Source organism: Streptomyces sp. NPDC006197, assembly GCF_040613865.1.
Classification (GTDB): domain Bacteria; phylum Actinomycetota; class Actinomycetes; order Streptomycetales; family Streptomycetaceae; genus Streptomyces.
Genome location: NZ_JBEXSZ010000086.1, coordinates 17,675 through 35,489, shown reverse-complemented (window position 1 = coordinate 35,489; position 17,815 = coordinate 17,675). Strand labels below are relative to the sequence as shown.

The 17,815-nt window shown below is 71.9% G+C and carries 15 protein-coding genes and 1 pseudogene; 8 read left to right on the top strand and 8 right to left on the bottom strand.

Annotation, left to right across the window (positions count from 1 at the left end; all coding sequences use genetic code 11):
- Nucleotides 1-324: 324 nt before the first annotated feature.
- The 8 genes and pseudogenes from ABZ318_RS24795 to ABZ318_RS24760 form a co-directional block, all read right to left on the bottom strand.
- Nucleotides 325-612: pseudogene (locus ABZ318_RS24795) on the bottom strand (NAD(P)H-dependent oxidoreductase); the annotation flags it as partial.
- A gap of 27 nt (nt 613-639) precedes the next feature.
- Entirely contained in the window at nt 640-1,707 is a 1,068-nt protein-coding gene (locus ABZ318_RS24790) for an LLM class flavin-dependent oxidoreductase (RefSeq protein ID WP_356904664.1), read from the bottom strand.
- Between the two features lie 18 nt (nt 1,708-1,725).
- A complete protein-coding gene (locus tag ABZ318_RS24785) occupies nt 1,726-2,709 on the bottom strand; it encodes an ABC transporter substrate-binding protein (protein ID WP_356904663.1) in 984 nt (327 codons plus the stop codon).
- A 45-nt stretch (nt 2,710-2,754) separates the two neighbouring features.
- A complete protein-coding gene (locus ABZ318_RS24780; protein WP_356904662.1) occupies nt 2,755-3,522 on the bottom strand; it encodes an amino acid ABC transporter ATP-binding protein in 768 nt (255 codons plus the stop codon).
- Nucleotides 3,519-4,466, bottom strand: a complete 948-nt coding sequence (locus ABZ318_RS24775) for an amino acid ABC transporter permease (protein ID WP_356904661.1) — start codon at nt 4,464-4,466, stop codon at nt 3,519-3,521. The genes ABZ318_RS24780 and ABZ318_RS24775 overlap by 4 nt, the downstream gene beginning before the upstream one ends.
- Before the next feature lie 3 nt (nt 4,467-4,469).
- Nucleotides 4,470-5,423 carry an ABC transporter substrate-binding protein gene (locus ABZ318_RS24770; RefSeq protein WP_356904660.1) on the bottom strand — a complete coding sequence of 318 codons (954 nt, stop codon included), beginning with the start codon at nt 5,421-5,423 and terminating at the stop codon, nt 4,470-4,472.
- Nucleotides 5,420-5,944, bottom strand: a complete 525-nt coding sequence (locus ABZ318_RS24765; protein WP_356904659.1) for a GNAT family N-acetyltransferase — start codon at nt 5,942-5,944, stop codon at nt 5,420-5,422. Before ABZ318_RS24765 ends, ABZ318_RS24770 begins: the two co-directional genes overlap by 4 nt.
- Nucleotides 5,941-7,068 carry an LLM class flavin-dependent oxidoreductase gene (locus tag ABZ318_RS24760; RefSeq protein ID WP_356904658.1) on the bottom strand — a complete coding sequence of 376 codons (1,128 nt, stop codon included), beginning with the start codon at nt 7,066-7,068 and terminating at the stop codon, nt 5,941-5,943. The genes ABZ318_RS24765 and ABZ318_RS24760 overlap by 4 nt, the downstream gene beginning before the upstream one ends.
- Nucleotides 7,069-7,642: 574 nt before the next feature.
- On the opposite strand from ABZ318_RS24760, the gene ABZ318_RS24755 reads away from it, so the two are divergent.
- From ABZ318_RS24755 to ABZ318_RS24720, 8 genes are all read left to right on the top strand, one after another.
- A complete protein-coding gene (locus tag ABZ318_RS24755) occupies nt 7,643-8,656 on the top strand; it encodes an amino acid ABC transporter permease (protein WP_356904667.1) in 1,014 nt (337 codons plus the stop codon).
- Complete coding sequence (locus tag ABZ318_RS24750) at nt 8,653-10,692, top strand: FAD/NAD(P)-binding protein (RefSeq protein WP_356904657.1); 2,040 nt, start codon at nt 8,653-8,655, stop codon at nt 10,690-10,692. The genes ABZ318_RS24755 and ABZ318_RS24750 overlap by 4 nt, the downstream gene beginning before the upstream one ends.
- A 185-nt stretch (nt 10,693-10,877) precedes the next feature.
- Entirely contained in the window at nt 10,878-11,645 is a 768-nt protein-coding gene (locus tag ABZ318_RS24745) for a GntR family transcriptional regulator (protein ID WP_356904656.1), read from the top strand.
- A gap of 106 nt (nt 11,646-11,751) precedes the next feature.
- On the top strand, nt 11,752-11,979 hold the full coding sequence (locus tag ABZ318_RS24740; protein WP_125741086.1) for a ferredoxin family protein: 228 nt from the start codon (nt 11,752-11,754) through the stop codon (nt 11,977-11,979).
- A 14-nt stretch (nt 11,980-11,993) separates the two neighbouring features.
- Complete coding sequence (locus ABZ318_RS24735) at nt 11,994-13,334, top strand: ABC transporter substrate-binding protein (RefSeq protein WP_356904655.1); 1,341 nt, start codon at nt 11,994-11,996, stop codon at nt 13,332-13,334.
- Nucleotides 13,331-14,230 carry an ABC transporter permease gene (locus ABZ318_RS24730; protein ID WP_356904654.1) on the top strand — a complete coding sequence of 300 codons (900 nt, stop codon included), beginning with the start codon at nt 13,331-13,333 and terminating at the stop codon, nt 14,228-14,230. Before ABZ318_RS24735 ends, ABZ318_RS24730 begins: the two co-directional genes overlap by 4 nt.
- An 11-nt stretch (nt 14,231-14,241) precedes the next feature.
- Complete coding sequence (locus tag ABZ318_RS24725; RefSeq protein ID WP_356904666.1) at nt 14,242-14,982, top strand: ABC transporter ATP-binding protein; 741 nt, start codon at nt 14,242-14,244, stop codon at nt 14,980-14,982.
- Nucleotides 14,983-15,006: 24 nt separating this feature from the next.
- Nucleotides 15,007-17,739: a fumarate reductase/succinate dehydrogenase flavoprotein subunit gene (locus ABZ318_RS24720; protein WP_356904653.1), complete on the top strand. Its 2,733-nt coding sequence runs from the start codon at nt 15,007-15,009 to the stop codon at nt 17,737-17,739.
- The last annotated feature ends 76 nt before the right edge of the window (nt 17,740-17,815 follow it).

Genomic DNA, 17,815 nt, shown 5'->3' with positions numbered 1-17,815 from the left:
CAGACCGCCGGCCTCCTCGTGGTCGGCGGCGAGGGCCGTGGGGAGCATGGCGCAGCCGAGGCCCGACTGGGTGGCGGCGCGGACGCCCGCCATGGCGAAGGCGTCGTGGAACTGGAAGATTCCGCCGTGCCCGGCGTCCGGGTAGAGGGGACGAGTTCGCCCCGGGGCAGCCGTGCGGCGAGGTCGAGGGTGTTCTCGCTCGGCACCATCCGGTCGCTCTCGCCGTTGGCCACCAGGACTGGCCGGCGGATGCGGGACAGGTCGGCCGGCGGCTGGAGGCCCCACCGGTAGATGGCCTTCGGCCACCGACTGACCGGAACCACCGCGCAGCGCCTGGTCGACGGCCAGGACGTGGGCCGTGCTGCCGCCCGTGGCCGGCGGCAGCACCGTCTTGCCGGTCAGGGCGCACTGCGGGAGCAGGTCGAGCAGTGACTTGAGCAGGCCCGATCGGGCGGCCTTGTAGACGGGCGTGCCGATCAGGACGCCGTCCGCCCGTGCGAGGGGCGCGACGGTCCCGGCGATCGCCGGGTGGCGCAGGAGGCGTGCGGTGCGGGAAGTGGCGGAGGGACTTCCCGAGACGGACAGGACGGTGGCCGTGGGCGGACCTTTCAGTGCCGGGCGGGATTTTCAGATGGGGGTCTACGGTTCCCGCCACAGTGTGGTGGGAGCCTCGCGCCGTAGGACCGGAGCGATCTCCTCAGCGAATCGGCGCAGTTGGTCGATCTGTTCGGGCGACGAAAGACCCGAGCTGTCGACGGTGACGGACTGCAGGTCGTGGCGGTACGCCTGGTGAAAGCCCAGGATCTTGTCGATGATCTGCTGCGGACTGCCGATGAGATGGGGCCCGTTCGCGACGGCTTCCTCGATGGTGCGGAAGGGTGTGTTGTAGCCGGGCCTGCCCTCCAGCTGTGGCTTGTAGGTCTGCCGGACCCGGGCCTCGTAGTACTCCTTGAAGCGGGAGATCGCCTCCTGGGTGGTGTCGGCGATGAACAGTCCTCCCGATCCCGCACCGACGTGGGCGGTACGCGGGTCGTGACCGTATGCCTCGAAGCGTTCCCGGTAGTGCTCGATGAGCCGGGTGTACGCCTCGCGGGGCTGGATGGCGTTGGCGCTGAACAGCGGGTCGCCGTGCCTGGCGGCCAGTTCCGGGGAGTTGAGACTGGTGGCCGAGCCGTGCCAGACGCGCGGCGGGCGGCCTTCGTAGGGCCGGGGGACGATGGTCGTATCCGCCAGCGCCGGGCGGAACTTGCCCTGCCAGGTGACCTTCTCCTCGCGCCAGAGCCTGCGCAGCAACTCGTACTTCTCGGTCTGGTAGTCCCACTGGAGGCCCTCGTCGAGGCCGAAGAGGTCGAAGTGGCCCGCCTCCGCGCCCTTGCCGATGACGAGTTCGAGCCGGCCGCGGGAGAGCTGGTGCAAAGTGGCGTAGTCCTCGGCGATGCGCACCGGGTCCGCGATGGCCAGGACGGTGACACCGGTGAGCAGCCGGATGCGGGACGTGCGGGCGGCCAGGGCGCCGAGCAGGGCCGTGGGGCTGGACGACAGGAACGCCCCGGCGTGCCGTTCACCGACCGCGTACGCGTCGAAGCCGAGCTCCTCGGCGGCGACGCCCGTCTCCACGACCTCCGCCAGCCGGTCGGCGACGGAGCCGAGTTCACCGGTCAGCGCGTGGGGGGCGTGGCCGACGATCGTGAGGACCTGGAACCTCATGCGAAACCTCCCTGGTGCCTACTTGTTGGTCTTGGGCAGGCCGGGCGGGTTGATCTGCGACGAGGTCACGGCCTCGCCGGAGAGGCCCCACCGGTCGAGGACCTTGGCGTACGTGCCGTTCTCGATGACCTCGTCGAGGGCCTCGGCGAGCGGCTTCGCCAGGCCGTTGTCCTTCTTCGTGGTGGCCGCGATGAGGCCCTGGAGGGTGGCGCCGGCCCCGGAGTAGGTGCCGACGACCTCCGTCTTGCCGGTGGTGGCGGCGTGGTAGGCGGCGGTCGGGTTGGGCCCGAGGTAGAGGTCGATGCGGCCGGACTGGAGGGCGAGGTAGGTGTCGCTGTCGTTCTGGTAGTACTTGATGTCCACCGGCTTGCGGCCGGCCTTCTCGTTCTCCTCGCTCCACTCGACGAGCAGCTTCTCCTGGTTGGTGCCGCTGCCGACGGCGACGGTCCGGCCCGCCACGTCCGCCGGTCCGGTGATCTTCAGACCACTGCCCTTCTTCGCCTCGAAGCCGAGGTTGTCCTCGCGGTAGGTGGCGAAGTCGTACTTCTCCTTGCGCTCCTCGGTGACGGTGATGTTGCTGAAGCCGACGTCGTACTTGCCGCTGTCGAGGCCGACGAAGATGTTCTCCCAGGAGACGGTGTTGATGTCCGGCTTGAGGCCCAGGACGTCGGCGACCAGGTGGGCGATGTCGGTCTCGACACCGATCACGGTCTTGTTGTCGGTGGCGCGGAAGGTGAGCGGTGCGGCGGAGCCGGAGGAGTCGACGATCTCCAGGGTGCCGCGTTTGCGGATCTCCGCCGGTACCTGGGCGGCGATGGAGTCGACCTTGGCGGTGGTCACGCGGTTCTGGTCCGGGCTGAGGTTGATCTTCGTCGTGCCGCCCTTCGCGGCCGCGATCTCGGTCGTACCGCCGTCGGAGGGGTTGGCGCAGGCGGCGAGTACCAGAGCCGAGGCGAGTCCGAGCACGGCGGCGACGGTGCGGCGGGCGAGGGTGGTGGGCACGGTGGTTCTCCTTGCGTTGCGTGGTGGTGCGTCGGTGGTTGCCGGTCAGAGGACTTTGGAGAGGAAGGCGCGGGTGCGTGCGTGTCGCGGGGCGTCCAGGACGGCCGCCGGCGGGCCCTGTTCCACGACGACTCCGTCGTCCATGAACACGACCGTGTCGGCGACCTCGCGGGCGAAGCCGATCTCGTGGGTGACGACGATCATGGTGGTGCCGGTGCGGGCGAGGTCCTTGATGACGTCGAGGACCTCGCCGACGAGTTCCGGGTCGAGTGCCGAGGTGGGCTCGTCGAAGAGCAGCACCTTCGGTTCCAGGGCGAGTGCGCGGGCGATGGCCACGCGCTGCTGCTGGCCGCCGGAGAGCTGCCGCGGGTAGGCGTCGGCCTTGTCGGCGAGACCGACCCGCGCGAGGAGCCGGCGGGCGGTCTCCTCCGCCTCCCTGCGCGGGCGGCGCAGTGCGGAGACGGGGGCCTCGACCAGGTTGTCCAGCACGGTCAGGTGCGGAAAGAGGTTGAAGTTCTGGAAGACGAACCCGATGTGGGTGCGCTGTCTGAGGACGTCCTTCTCCTTCAGCTCGTGCAGCCTGTCGCCGTGGCGGCGGTAGCCGATGAGCTCGCCGTCGACGCTGATCCAGCCCCGGTCGACCTTCTCCAGGTGGTTGATGGTGCGCAGCAGGGTGGACTTGCCGGAGCCGGACGGGCCGAGGATCACGGTGACCTCGCCGGCGCGGACCCGGAGGTCGACGCCGCGCAGCACCTCCAGCGGACCGAAGCTCTTGTGGACGGCGCGGACGTCCACCATCACGTCGGTGTTCATCGGTTCTCTCCCCTGGTCAGGGTGCGGACGAGGCTCCGGGCGCGCTGGAGCGGACGGGGCGGCGGGGTGCGGTCGGTGCCCCGGGCGTAGCGGCGCTCCACGTAGTACTGGGCGACCGAGAGCAGGGTGGTCAGGACGACGTACCAGGCGGTGGCGACCAGCAGCAGCGGGATCACCCGGCCGTTGCGGCCGTAGACGACCTGCACCTGGTAGAACAGCTCGCCGATGGACATCACGTAGACCACCGAGGTGCCCTTGAGGAGGCCGATGATCTCGTTGCCGGCGGTGGGCAGGATGGCGCGCATGGCCTGCGGCAGCACGACGCGGCGGATCTGCCGCAGCCGGGGGATGCCGAGTGCCGCTGCGGCTTCGAGCTGTCCGTGGTCGACCGCGAGGACGCCGCCGCGGACGATCTCGGCCGCGTAAGCCGCCTGGTGCAGCGTCAGACCGATGATCGCGGCACCGATCGTACCGATGAGGGTGTTGCTGTCGACGGACCAGAACACCGGCCCGAAGGGGATGCCGATACCCAACTCGTCGTACAGCGCGCTGAGGTTGAACCAGAACACCAGCTGGACGATCATCGGGATGGACCGGAAGATCCAGACGTATCCCCGGGCGACGGTCCTGAGCACCGGGCTGTGCGACAGCCGCATGAAGGCCAGGACGGTGCCCAGCAGGAATCCCAGGACGGTGGCGTAGGCGGTGAGCTGGAGGGTCACCCAGACGGCCTGGACGATGGTCTCGGACAGGACGTAATCGCGGAAGACGTGCCATTCCCAGACGGGATTGGTGGCCAGGCCGTGCGCGAACTGGGTGAGCAGCACGATCACGGCAGCGGCCGCGACCCAGCGGGCGTAGTGGCGGGCGGGCACGACCTTGAGGGTGGTGGCCGGGGCTTCGGCCGCTCTCGCGGCCGGTTCGACGATGGTGTCGCTGCTCATGGGTCACCTGTGCTCGGGCGGGTTGATCTTCGACGTGTCGATCGCGGAGGCGGTGGTTCCCCACTTCTTCAGGATCCGGGCGTAGGTGCCGTCCTTGATCAGCTGGTCGACCGCGGCCTGGAAGGCCGTGGTGAGAGGGGAGCCCTTCTTGAAGGCGAAGCCGACGTCGAGCCGGTGGTACTCGCCGAGGAAGACGGTCTGGGCGGCGGGCTGGGCCGCCTGGTAGCGCAGGCCGTTGATGGTCGACATCACGACGTCGACGCGGCCCTGCTGGAGCGCGGTGAGGGTGGCCGCGTTCTCCGAGTAGACCTTCACCTCGTAGGGCTTCTTGCCGGCCTCGGCGCAGACCCCCTTGCGCGCGGTGAGGGTGGCCTCGAAGGTCGTGCCGGCGCCTGTGCCGATCGTCAGCCCGCACAGCCGGGTGAGGTCGGTGACCCTGTCGCCGAGCGTCGTATTGCCCTTCTTCACGGCGAATCCCTGGCCGTCGTTGATGTACGTGACGAAGTCGATCGTCTTCAGGCGCTCGGTGGTCACGCCGAAGTTGCCGGTGCCGACGTCGTACTTGCCGCTGCCGAGGGCCGGCAGGATGGTCTCGAAGGAGGCGTCCTGGCGCTCCAGCTTCACGCCGAGGACCTTCGCCACCGCGTCGGCGAGGTCGATGTCCTGGCCGGCGGGTGCCTTGTCCGTGCCGTTGGGGTAGTACGCACCGGGCGGGAATCCGATCGAGCTGCCGACCCTCAGCGTCCCCGCCTCACGGACGTCCGCGGGCAGCAGGGCGGCGACGGCGTCCACCTTCCGTACGCCGGCGATCGGGTCGCCGGCCGGTGCGGCGGGTGCCTGGGCTCCCACCGTCGCCGTGCCGTCGGTGCCGCCGGAGCCGCAGGCGGTCAGGGCCAGGAGCGGCAGCAGTGCGAGGGCGGCCGCGCTGCGGAGACGGCCTCTGGTCGCGGTTCTCACAGGTCGACGGCCTTTCCTGTACGTGCTGAGGCGGGAAGGTGCTTCTCGAACGGGAGCGGTCCGATGGACTCCGGGTCGGCTTCGGTGTCGAACAGCGGGGTGTAGCCGGTGGCCAGGTACAGGCCGCGGGCCTCCGGCTGGCGCGGGCCGGTGGTGAGGTGGATCCGCCGGTAGCCGCGCAGGGCCGCTTCCCGCTCCAGCTCGGCCACGACCCGCCGGGCGAGGCCGCGGCGGCGGTGGGCGGAGTGCGTCCAGATCCTCTTCAGCTCGGCCGTGGTCGTGTCGTACCGGCGGAAGGCGCCGCCCGCGACGGCCTGGCCGCGCTCCAGGAGGAGGAGCAGGACTCCCCCGTACGGAGCGGTGAACTCCTCGTCGGGATAACGGGCGAACTCGGCGTGGGCGTCCTTGCCGTAGCGAGCCGCGTACTCGTCGCCGAGCTCCCGGAGCAGGGGCTCCACCCGTGGGTCGGAGACCGGGACGTGGACGACCGTCAGCTCGGGGAGCGGTGCCGCGGGGCTCACTCGCCCACCGCCGCGAGGGCCTTGGGGCCGCGTGCCGCCCGCTCGGCGTCGCGCTTGGCGACCTCCTCGCGGACGAGGGGGATCACGTACCGGCCGAAGTCGATCGCGTCGTCCAGCAGGTCGTAGCCGCGGGCGGAGAGGATGTCGACGCCGAGGTCGTAGTAGTCGAGGAGCGCCTGGGCGACCGTCTCGGGGGTGCCGACGAGGGCGTTGGAGTTGCCGGCTCCGCCGGTCGCGGCGGCGGTCGGGGTCCACAGGGCGCGGTCGTAGCGCTCCCCCTTCTCGGCGATGGCGATCAGCCGCTGCGAACCGGTGTTCTCGGGGGCGCCATCGCGGTGGTGCCGGACGAGCCCCGTCTCGCGCCGCTCCCGGATGGCGCCGACCGTGCGATGGGCCTTCTCCCACGCCAGTTCCTCGGTCGGGGCGATGATCGGGCGGAAGGCCACCTGGATGCGCGGCACGTCGATCCGGCCGGCCGCCCGGGCGGCGGCCTTCACGGCCTCGATCTGCTCGGCGGTCTTCGCCAGGGGCTCGCCCCACAGGCAGTAGATGTCGGCCTCGGCGCCTCCGGCGGCGTACGCGGCGGGTGAGGATCCGCCGAACGAGACGCCGGGGCGTGGCTGCTGGACGGGGAAGACGTCGCTGACGAAGTCGTGGAAGCGGTAGTGCTCGCCCTCGTGGTCGAAGGGTTCGTGAGTGGTCCAGATCTTCTTGATGAGCTGGATGTACTCGCGTGTGCGGGCGTACCGCTCGTCCTTGGTGAGGGTGTCGCCCTCACGCCCCTGCTCGTGGTCGTTGCCGCCGGTGATGAAGTGCACGGTGAGCCGGCCCTCGCTGATCTGGTCGAGGGTGGCGAAGGTCTTGGCGGCGAAGGTGGGGTAGGAGACGTTGGGCCGGTGAGCGAGCAGGATCTGCAGCCGCTCGGTCCGGCTCGCGACGTACGCGGCGGCCGGAGCGGGGTCCGGGGAACCGGAGCCGTAGGCGAACAGCACCCGGTCCCAGCCGTGGTCCTCGTGCGCCCGGGCGAGCCGGAGCGTGTACTCCTTGTCGAAGGCGGCGCCGGAGCGCGGGGTGGTTTCGGATCCATCGTTGGTGGCGGCGATGCCGAGGAACTCCACGGGCATGACAGAGGGGCCTTTCGGAAGGGTTGCCGGACGCGAGCAGGGCGAAGCGTCCTGCCGCAGGGCATGGGTGATGGACCGTCAGGAAGACGGGCGCAATGGTGAGTCGGCGTGACGACGTCGGGCGTCGGGATCAGTGGAGTCGCGGCAGCGCGCGTGAAGGGAGGACTCGGCCCGCGACGGGGTCACCGAGGGAGGGAAGGGCCGGTCGGACGGCCCGCTGCCAGGTCAGGCGCAACAGGAGGCGGACCACACCCGACCGAAGTCGATGTGGTCGCGCGAGACCAAGCGCTGCTGGGCATCCATGCGATTACTTGAGCAGTACATCGCGTGTCTCGTCAACCACCGACCGGATACCGAACCGGTGTTCACAGGCTCGTCATACGTGGTTGACGGATCCGCGAGCCATCCACACATACGATCGACGGAGGGCGGGCCCGCTGTGCGCGTGGCTCTCTCCGGCCGCGTTGAGGGACGCGGCGAGCGTGACGACATCGGCCCCGGCGCACCGTACCTGCGTACGGATGCCACCGGCATGGTCACCCACGCCCACACCCCTCCCCCGGAGCGCCTCACGATGGTCACGCCCGCCGATGTCACGTCCACCACCACTCCTGCTCAGAAGCCCCTCAAGGCAGTCGACCCGCCCGGCGCCGACCTGCCGCGGATCGTGCCGCGCCGCCGCGTCGGCCGCTGGGCGACCGCCGCCGTGGCGTCGGTGCTCTTCGCCATGGTGCTCAACTCCGTCGTTCGCAACGACGCGTTCCAATGGGACGTGGTCGGCCGGTACTTCACCACCGCCGCCGTGCTCGACGGACTGCTGCTGACGCTGTGGCTGACCGCCGTGGTGATGGTGCTCGGCTTTCTGCTCGGCATCCCGCTCGCGGTCATGCGACTGTCGGGCAACCCGGTGCTGCGTACGCTCAGTTGGGGTTACGTGTGGATCTTCCGGTCCACGCCGCTGCTGGTGCAGCTGCTGTTCTGGTTCAACATCGGTGCCCTCTATCCGACGCTCGGCCTCGGCATCCCGTTCGGGCCGCAGTTCCTCACCGTCCAGACGGTGAACCTGCTCGGTCCCACCCTCACCGCCGTCATCGGCCTGGCGCTGCACGAGGCCGCGTACGCCGCCGAGGTGGTGCGCGGCGGCATCCTCTCCGTGGACCCGGGTCAGACCGAGGCCGCCCAGGCACTGGGCCTGGGCAGGCTCCGTACGCTGCGCCGCATCGTCATCCCGCAGGCGATGCGCTCCATCGTCCCCACCACCGGGAACATGCTGATCGGCACGCTCAAGGGCACCAGCATCGTCAGCGTCCTGGCCGTGCACGACCTGCTGTACTCGGTACAGCTGGTCTACAACCAGACCTACCAGGTGATCCCCCTGCTGATGGTCGCCACGCTCTGGTACGTCGCGGTGACCTCCGTGCTCGGCGTCGGCCAGTACTACGTCGAGCGGTACTACGCGCGGGGCTCCGCGCGCAGTCTTCCGCCCACGCCGCTGGAACGGCTGCGTGCCCGTCCGGCCGCCCTGCGCCTGCGGTTGCGCCGGGCGGCCGCCGCCGGCACACGACCCACGCCCGGCGGTGACCGATGAGCGCGAGGCCCGCGGTCGCACTGGTCGTCGTCGGCGCGGGACCGCGCGCCACCGGGCTGCTGGAACGCATCGCCGCCAACGCCCCCGAGCTGTGGCGGGGCGGCAAGGACCTGCACATCCATCTCGTCGACCCGCATCCCCCCGGCCCGGGGCGGATCTGGCGGCACGAGCAGTCCCCGCTGCTGCGGATGAACTCCATGGCCGAGGACGTCACCATGTTCACCGACGAGACGTCCACCCTCGACGGCCCCGTCCGACCGGGACCCTCCTTGGCGGAGTGGGCCGCCCAGTTCGCCGACGCGGGCAACCCGCGTTTCGCGCCGTACGCGGAACCGGCCGACCCGCAGGTCCTGGCCGAGCTGCGCACGCTCGCCGGGACCGACTTCCCCACCCGACGGGCTCAGGGCGCCTACCTCGACTGGGTGTTCCGGCGGGTGCTGGCCGAACTCCCGGCGTCGGTCACCGTCGAGTGGCACCGTACGACCGCGACCGCCGTCACGGGTCTCCCGGACGGCCCCCAGCAGGTGCACCTGGCGGACCGCGTCCCTCCGCTGAGCGCGGACCTCGTGCTCCTCGCCCAGGGCCACCTGGCATCCGCTCCGGGCCCGTCGCACCGCGCCCACGCGGCCTTCGCCCGCCGGCACGGCCTCTTCCACCTCCCGCCGGACTTCTCCGCCGACGCCGACCTGTCCGCGCTGCGGCCCGGCGAGCACGTCGTCCTGCGCGGATTCGGTCTCGCCTTCATCGACGTGATGGTCCTGCTCACCGAGGGCCGGGGCGGCTCCTACCGCACGGAGCCCGACGGCACGCTGCACTACCTCCCCTCCGGCCGCGAGCCGATCCTGCACGTCGGGTCACGACGCGGAGTGCCCTACCACGCCAAGACCGGCTACCGGCTCCAAGGCCCCCGGGCTTCGCTGCCCCGGTACTTCGGCCCCGAGGCGATCGACGCCCTTTGCGCCGAAGAGCGTCCGCTGGACCTGCGCCGCGACGTGTGGCCGCTGATGGCCAAGGAGATCGGCTTCGGCCACTACCACGAGCTGTTCCACGCCCACCCGGAGCGGACGGCCGTGCCCTGGGACGAGTTCCTGACCGCGTACGACCGCCTCGACTGGTATTCCGACGCGATGACGGACCTGGTCGCCACCGCGGTCCCCGACCCGGCGGACCGCCTGGACTTCGAGGCCCTGGACCGTCCCCTGGACGGCCTTGACTTTCCCACGACGGACGCCTTCCAGGCCCATCTGCGCGACCACATCGCCCAGGACGTCGCCCGCCGCGAGGACGCCGGGTTCAGCGCCGACCTCGGGGCGTTCCTCGCCCTGCTCTCGGTCTACGGGCAGCTGCCGCGGCTGGTGTCCGCGGGCCGGCTCACGGCCCGCTCGCTCGGCGACGGCCTCGACGGCTGGTGGCACGGCTTCTTCAGCTTCCTCGCCTCCGGTCCTCCCGGCCTCCGGCTGCGCCGGCTCCTCGCCCTCTCCCGTGCGGGGATCGTCCGATTCCTCGGTGCCGACGTCCGCGTGGACACCGACGAGACCACGGGCACGTTCTCCGCGACGAGCCCCACGGTGCCCGGCCACTCGGTCCGCGCCACAGCACTGGTCGAGGCGTACCTGCCCGGCCCGGAACTCGACCGCACGGAGGATCCGCTGCTGCGGCATCTGCACCGCGCGGGCGGGCTCGCCGAGGAGGTCGTCACCGATCCGGACCACACCCACCGCTCCGGCCGGTTCACCGTCGCCCCCGCGGACGCCCGCGTCATCGACCCGGGGCTCGGCGGCCCCCATCCCCGCCGGCTCGCCCTCGGCGCCCCCACCGACAGCCGTGCCGTGGCCGCCTTCGCCCGCCCCCGCACCGACGCTCCCGCCTTCCGCCAGAACGACGCGGTCGCCCGGGCCCTGCTGCGGGCGCTCGACGCGGATCCCTTCCCCGGCTCCACGGGAGGCGGACGGGTGCCCGAAGACGGGCGTCAGGGGGAGACAGCCCGGTCGGAGGCCGACCGTTTGCTGACCACGAACCGACCGACACGACTCTGACCCGCACGCCTGTCCCTCGCTTGTTCGCATCGTGGGCGCCGGGCCGTCCACGTGGTGGGCGGCCCGGTGGCGTTTCTCCCTCCCCTTTCTCCGAAACCGCAGGTCAGAGCCGGTAAACACGGTCCATCAGGTGGCGCAACACTGCGGCAACACCGTGGGGACCGCCGGCCCGCTACGTTCCTGCCATGCCATCCGAACCCGCCCCCGCCGCCCTCCCGGTCGCCGCCGCGCGCCGCCGTCGGCTGCGTGCGGACCAGGCCCGGCAGCTCGCCGACCTGCTGCGCCACCAGATCCTGGCGGGCGGCTTCCCCGGTGGGATCCTGCCGCTGGAGGACATGATCGCCACCGACTACCGGACCAGCCGCAACACCGTCCGGCAGGCCCTGGACCTGCTGCGCGGCGAGCAGCTCATCGACCGGCAGCCGGGCGTCGGCACCGTGGTGGTCTGCGAGAAGTACCCGCACGGCCTGGACCGCCTCCAGGGACTGGCCGAGACCCTGCACGAGCACGGCCGGGTCACGAACGAGGTCCGTACCGTCGGGCCGGTGACCGCCCCGGGCCCGGTGGCACACCGGCTGGGCCTGCCGGAGCACACCGATGTGCTCTGTATCGAGCGGCTGCGTCGCCTCAACGGCCTGCCGCTGTCCCTCGACTCGTCCTACCTGCCCATGGACGTGGGCGGTGAGCTGCTCGGCTGCGACCTCGAGAACACGGACGTGTTCCGGCTCCTGGAGTCCCTGTCCGGCGGCCCACTGGGCCATGCCGAGATCACACTCGAGGCGGTCAACGCCGACGCACACTCCGCCGCGGTGCTCCAGGCCCCGCGCGGGGCCGCCCTACTGATGCTCGAACGGCTGACCTGTCTGCCCGACGGGCGGCCGGTGGACCTGGAGTTCATCCGGTTCCGCGGCGACCGCATCACCATGAGCGGTGTGCTGCGCCGCTCCCTCTGAGCGCCTGAGCGCTTCCCTCATTCGCTTCCTCATTCGCTTCCTCGTTCCCTTCCTCCTTTCCTTCCTCCTCCTCCGTTCCCCGCCCTCCGGGCCCTTGGAGCCAGCCATGCCTCTTGTTCCTCAGCGCGCCGACGTGCCCGTGACCATCGACGAGTCCAAGTGCATCGACGGCTGCACGCTCTGCGTCGACATGTGTCCGCTCGACTCGCTCGCGATCCGCGAGGACAACGGCAAGGCGTACATGCACGTGGACGAGTGCTGGTACTGCGGCCCGTGCGCCGCGCGCTGCCCCACCGGCGCGGTGACCGTCAACATGCCCTACCTGCTCCGGTGAAAGGCCCCCGTCCCATGCGTCGCAGAACCATCTCCCCCGCCGTACCCATCGCCCTGCTCCTCCCCTTGGCCACCGCCTGCGGCGGCGACGGCGAGGCGGGCGGAGCGTCGAAGACGGTCACGGTGACCGTCGGCTACCAGTCCAAGACCATCAACACCGTCACCGCCGGCACCCTGCTGCGCTCCCTCGGCTACTTCGAGGAGGAGCTGGCGGCGCGCGGCGAGAAGGAGGGCGTGACGTACAGGGTCGTCTGGCAGGATTACGCGACCGGCGCCCCCATCACCGCTCAGATGGCCGCGGGAAAGGTCGACATCGGTTCGATGGGCGACTTCCCGCTGCTGCTCAACGCCGCTCGGGGCAAGGAACTGAAGCAGCCGACCCGGCTCGTCTCGGTCACCGGCTACAACCTGCGCGGCGGCCTCAACACCGTGGTGACCGCGCCGGACTCCACGCTGGAGTCGCTGGCCGACCTGCGCGGCAAGAAGGTGTCCACCAGCGTGGGCTCCGCCGCCGACGGAACGCTCGTACGGGCCCTGCAGCGCGCGGGAATCGACCCCGACAAGGGCATCCAGAAGCTCAACCAGCAACCCAGCGTGGGCGCTTCCGCCCTGCAGGCGGGCAGCGCGGACGCCCTGTCGCAGTTCGTGGCCTGGCCCGGCCAACTGGCCTTCGAGGGCCGGGCGAAGGCCTTGTACGACGGGGCCGAGCTGAACCTGCCGACCTTCCACGGAGTGACCGTGCGGCAGAAGTTCGCCGCCGAACGGCCGGGTGTGCTCGACGACTTCCTGAAGGCGCAGAGGCGGGCGACCGACCACCTGCGGGCGAAGCCGGTGGCTGCCGCCGAGTCGGTGGCGAAGGAGACCGGGCTGCCCGCCGAAGTGGTCTACCTCTACAACGGCGCGAACGGCATCGCCACCTTCGACCCGGCCCTGCGCCCGGAGCTGATCGCCGCACTGAAGGAGGACGTGCCGGTGCTGAAGGCCGCCGGGCTGGTGGATGACGTCGACGTGGACGCCTTCGTCGACCCGGCGCCGCTGAAGCGGGCCCTTCAGGCCACCGGGTACCCGAAGGCGAGCGCCGCCAAGCCCGAGCTGTGGCTGAAGGGCCGGACCACCACCCGCACCTTCGACAGTCCCAGGGAGCTGCTGAAGGCCGCCAAGGGCGCGGACGTGCGGGCCGCGTACGTGCCGGACGCGTTGACCGGCACCCTGTGGTTCGCCGACAGGGCGGTGTGGGTGGCGGACGGCGCCGAGCTGCGCGCCTTCGTCACGCCTGCCAGTGCCGAAAGGTACGTCGACGGTCATGCCGGGGCACGGATCATCCGGTACGCGGAAGCCGTGGGGCTCGCGTCATGAGGACGGGCCGTTGGCTGATCCGCTCCGCCTCGCTGGCCGCGGCCCTCGGGCTCTGGCAGCTGCTGACCACGCTGGACGTCGACCTGTGGCTGCGGTTCGAGCAGTTCCCGACGGTGGACGAGGTGGCCTCCGCCTTCGCCGACCGCCTCGGCACCGGCCCGTACTGGCAGGACCTCGGCCACAGCCTCCGCCGGATCGCGGTCGGCTTCGTGCTGGCCGCGGTGTCGGGGGTGGCCGTCGGTACCGCGATCGCCCGGTCCCGGTGGGCCGCCGACCTGCTGGGCCCGCTGGTGGAGGTGGTGCGTCCGGTGCCGGCCATCGCCCTGGTCCCGGTCGCCATCCTGCTCCTGCCCACCAACGAGCAGGGCATCGTGTTCATCACGTTCACCGCCGCCTTCTTCCCCGTGGTGGTGTCGACCCGGCACGCGGTCCGAGCCCTCACCCCGGCCTGGGAAGAGGCCGTGCTCACCATGGGCGGCGGCCGGCTGCGGGTGCTGTTCTCGGTGGTGCTGCCCGGCGCCCTGCCGGGCATCTTCGGCGGCCTCTCGGTGGGCATCGGCGTCTCGTGGATCTGCGTGATCTCCGCGGAGATGATCTCCGGCGAGTACGGAGTGGGCTACCGCACCTGGCAGGACTACACGATCGTCGACTACCGGGGCGTCTTCGTCGGCATGGCCACCATCGGAGCCCTGGGGTGGCTCACCTCGACAGCGGTGGAGCTGCTGGGCCGCCGCGCCACCGCCTGGCTGCCCCGCCCGGCCGGACGGGGAGCCGCCGGGGCGAAGCGTCCGGCGTTCCCCAGGGCCGGCCGCGCCCCCGCGCGGACCGGTTCCGAACACGCCACCGCGCCCACCTCGGCGGTCACCGCCGTTCCCCGGAAGGAGCCGGTCCCCTGAGTACCGCGACCCTGCCCACCGCCCCTTCACCGGCCGGGGCCGCCCTCGCCCTGCAGGACGTACGGCTCGGCCACCCGGACGGCGCCGCTCTGCCGGGCACCGTCACGCTGCGCATCGCACCGGGGGAGCTGCTGGCCGTGGTCGGGCCGTCCGGCTGCGGGAAGTCCACCCTGCTGCGCACCCTCGCCGGCCTGCTGCCCCCGCTGGAGGGGCAGGTCACCCAGGACGGTGAACCGGTCACGCGGCCCGTCGCCGACCGGGCGCTGGTCTTCCAGCACGACGCCCTCCTGCCCTGGCGCACTGTCCGCGCCAACGTGGAACTGCCGCTGGCGATCCGCCGGGTCCCCCGGGCCGAGCGGCGGCGCACCGCGGCCGAGTGGCTGGACCGGGTCGGTCTGGCCGGGCACGCCCACAAGCTGCCGCACCAGCTGTCCGGCGGTCAGCGGCAACGCGTGCAGCTGGCCCGCGCGCTGGCCGGCCGGCCCCGCGCGGTCCTGATGGACGAACCCTTCGGCGCGCTCGACGCGCACACCCGCGCCGAGATGCAGGACCTGCTGGTGGAGATCCTGCGGGGCACGGGCGCGACCGTCGTCTTCGTCACCCATGACGTGGACGAGGCCCTCCACCTCGGCGACCGGGTCGCGCTGCTGGGCTCCGGCCGGGTGCTGGACGTCCCGCACCCGCGCCTGCGCGACGCCCAGCACGCCCCCGCGACCGCCGAGCTGCGCCGCCGCATCCTCGAATCCCTCTGAAAGGCCCTTCCCGTGGAGACCCTGGTGGACACTCCCCTGCCCGTTCCCGCCCTCGCCGACGCGACCGAGCTGTCCTGTGACGTCCTCGTCATCGGCGGCGGAACCGCCGGCACCATGGCCGCACTGACCGCGGCCGGACGCGGGGCACAGGTCCTGCTGCTGGAAAAGGCGCACGTACGGCACTCCGGCGCACTCGCCATGGGCATGGACGGGGTCAACAACGCGATCATTCCGGGCCGGGCCGAACCCGACGACTACGTCGCCGAGATCACCCGCGCCAACGACGGCGTCGTCGACCAGTCCACCGTGCGTCAGACCGCGACCCGCGGCTTCGCGATGGTCCAGCGCCTGGAGTCGTACGGGGTGAAGTTCGAGAAGGACGAGCACGGCGAGTACGCGGTCCGCCAGGTGCACCGGTCCGGGTCCTACGTCCTGCCCATGCCGGAGGGGAAGGACGTCAAGAAGGTCCTCTACCGGCAGCTGCGGCGGCGCGAGATGCGGGAGCGGATCCGCATCGAGAACCGGGTCATGCCGGTCAGGGTGCTCACCCACCCGGACGACGGCCGGGCCATCGGCGCGGCCGGGTTCGACACCCGCACCGGGGCTTTCGTCACCGTCCGGGCGGGCGCCGTGATCCTGGCCACCGGGGCCTGCGGCCGGCTCGGCCTGCCCGCCTCCGGCTACCTGTACGGGACGTACGAGAACCCGACGAACGCGGGCGACGGCTACGCCATGGCGTACCACGCGGGGGCCGCGCTCACCGGCATCGAGTGCTTCCAGATCAACCCGCTGATCAAGGACTACAACGGGCCGGCCTGCGCCTACGTCGCCAACCCCTTCGGTGGCTACCAGGTCAACCGGCACGGAGAGCGGTTCGTGGAGTCGGACTACTGGTCCGGGCAGATGATGGCGGAGTTCGCGGAGGAACTCGCCTCCGACCGGGGCCCGGTGTACCTGAAGCTGAGCCACCTGCCCGAGGAGACCATCGGAGCCGTCGAGACGATCCTCCACTCCACGGAGCGGCCCACCCGCGGCACCTTCCACGCGAACCGCGGCCACGACTACCGCACCCACGACGTCGAGATGCACATCTCGGAGATCGGACTGTGCGGAGGACACTCCGCCTCCGGCGTACGGGTGGACGCGCACGCCCGCACCACCGTGCCCCGGCTGTACGCGGCCGGCGACCTCGCCTGCGTGCCGCACAACTACATGATCGGCGCGTTCGTCTTCGGTGACCTGGCCGGTGAGGACGCCGCACAGTACCGGGCGTACGAGGGCGAGCTGCCCCCGGACCAGTTGGCCGCCGCCCACGAGCTCGTCTACCGGCCGCTGCGCAATCCCGACGGGCCGCCACAGCCACAGGTGGAGTACAAGCTGAGGCGGTTCGTCAACGACTACGTGGCGCCGCCGAAGTCGGGGGCGAAGCTGTCCCTCGCCGTGGAGGCGTTCACCCGCATGTCGCAGGAGATCGCCGGAATGGGCGCGCGCACGCCGCACGAGCTGATGCGGTGCGCGGAGGTCACCTTCATCCGGGACTGCGCGGAGATGGCCGCCCGGGCCTCGCTGGCCCGAACCGAGTCCCGGTGGGGCCTGTACCACGAGCGGATGGACCACCCGGAGCGCGACGACGCGGGCTGGCTGCACCATCTCGACCTGCGCAAGTCGCCTTCCGGGACGATGGAGTTCACCGCCCGGCCCGTAGAGCCGTACACGGTCCCGGTGCCGGAGTTCGCGCCGACGCCGGGACCAGAGCGCCGTCTGGGCGAGGTCGCGCTGGTGCCGGTGGCAACGGCCGGTCCTCGGGACGCCGCCCCCGCCGCCCGCCCGGCCGCACCCGCGGCGGAACCCGCCCCGGCCCCGGTCCCGGAGGTTTCCGCGCCCAGCCCGGCCCTGCTCCGCCTCCTCGCCCTCGCCGAGGAGTCCCCCGACCTGGACGCGCTCCGCCCCTACCTGGCCGATGTCGATCCCGGGGTGCGGGCGGCGGCCGTGGCCGCGCTCAGCGAGACCATGCCCGCCGGTGTCGGCCCCGCGCTCGCCGCGTGCCTGCGGGACGCCGTGCCACGCGTCCGGGCCGCCGCCGCGGCCGCGCTGCGCGAGCTCGTCGAAGTGCTTCCCGCCGAGCCGGAGCTGGGGGCCGCGTTGCGGACGGCACTGGATGTCGCCGACCCCGTCGTCCGCGCCGCCGCGCTCGACGTGCTGCGGGCGCTACGGCTGGGCGACGCCGGGGTGTACGCCGCCGCGCTCGCCGACACCGACATCGAGGTCCGCACCACCGCCGTCCGTGCCCTCGTCTCGGTGGACGCGGTGCCGGAACTGGCGGTGGCGACGGCCGACCCGGCCCGTGAGGTCCGGGTCGCGCTGGCCCGCGGCCTCGCGGCCGTGCGGGCCCCGGCCCCGGCCCCCCTCGACCCGCTCCTCGACGACGCCGACCCGCTGGTCCGGGGCGCCGCCCTGGCCGCGCTGGCCGCCACGGGCTGCCCGCCCGGGTACGCGGCGCGGGCCGCCGCGGCGCTCGCCGACCCCGCCTGGCAGGTCCGAGCCGGCGCCGCGACCGCCCTGCGGTCAGCCCTGTCCGCCGAGGCGGTCCCCGCCCTCGCCAAGACCTTGGCCGACCCGAACGCGGATGTCCGCAAGGCCGCGGTGCTGTCCCTCCTCCGCCACAGCGCCGACCCGGAAGCACGCGCCGCCCTCGCCACGGCTGCCGCGGACCCCGACGCCGACATCCGCGCCTACGCATCCCGCGCGGCCGGCTGACCCCGCGGAACACCTGACAAACTGGACACCTCTCCACCTGACCAGCAGACCGCAACCACCGTCACGGTCGAACCCC

Bases quoted from the DNA above. Each gene is read 5' to 3' on its own strand.
- ABZ318_RS24790 (WP_356904664.1), bottom strand. From the start codon at position 1,707: ATGAGGTTCCAGGTCCTCACGATCGTCGGCCACGCCCCCCACGCGCTG.
- ABZ318_RS24780 (WP_356904662.1), bottom strand. From the start codon at position 3,522: ATGAACACCGACGTGATGGTGGACGTCCGCGCCGTCCACAAGAGCTTC.
- ABZ318_RS24775 (WP_356904661.1), bottom strand. From the start codon at position 4,466: ATGAGCAGCGACACCATCGTCGAACCGGCCGCGAGAGCGGCCGAAGCC.
- ABZ318_RS24760 (WP_356904658.1), bottom strand. From the start codon at position 7,068: ATGCCCGTGGAGTTCCTCGGCATCGCCGCCACCAACGATGGATCCGAA.
- ABZ318_RS24755 (WP_356904667.1), top strand. From the start codon at position 7,643: ATGGTCACGCCCGCCGATGTCACGTCCACCACCACTCCTGCTCAGAAG.
- ABZ318_RS24750 (WP_356904657.1), top strand. From the start codon at position 8,653: ATGAGCGCGAGGCCCGCGGTCGCACTGGTCGTCGTCGGCGCGGGACCG.
- ABZ318_RS24745 (WP_356904656.1), top strand. From the start codon at position 10,878: ATGCCATCCGAACCCGCCCCCGCCGCCCTCCCGGTCGCCGCCGCGCGC.
- ABZ318_RS24740 (WP_125741086.1), top strand. From the start codon at position 11,752: ATGCCTCTTGTTCCTCAGCGCGCCGACGTGCCCGTGACCATCGACGAG.
- ABZ318_RS24735 (WP_356904655.1), top strand. From the start codon at position 11,994: ATGCGTCGCAGAACCATCTCCCCCGCCGTACCCATCGCCCTGCTCCTC.
- ABZ318_RS24730 (WP_356904654.1), top strand. From the start codon at position 13,331: ATGAGGACGGGCCGTTGGCTGATCCGCTCCGCCTCGCTGGCCGCGGCC.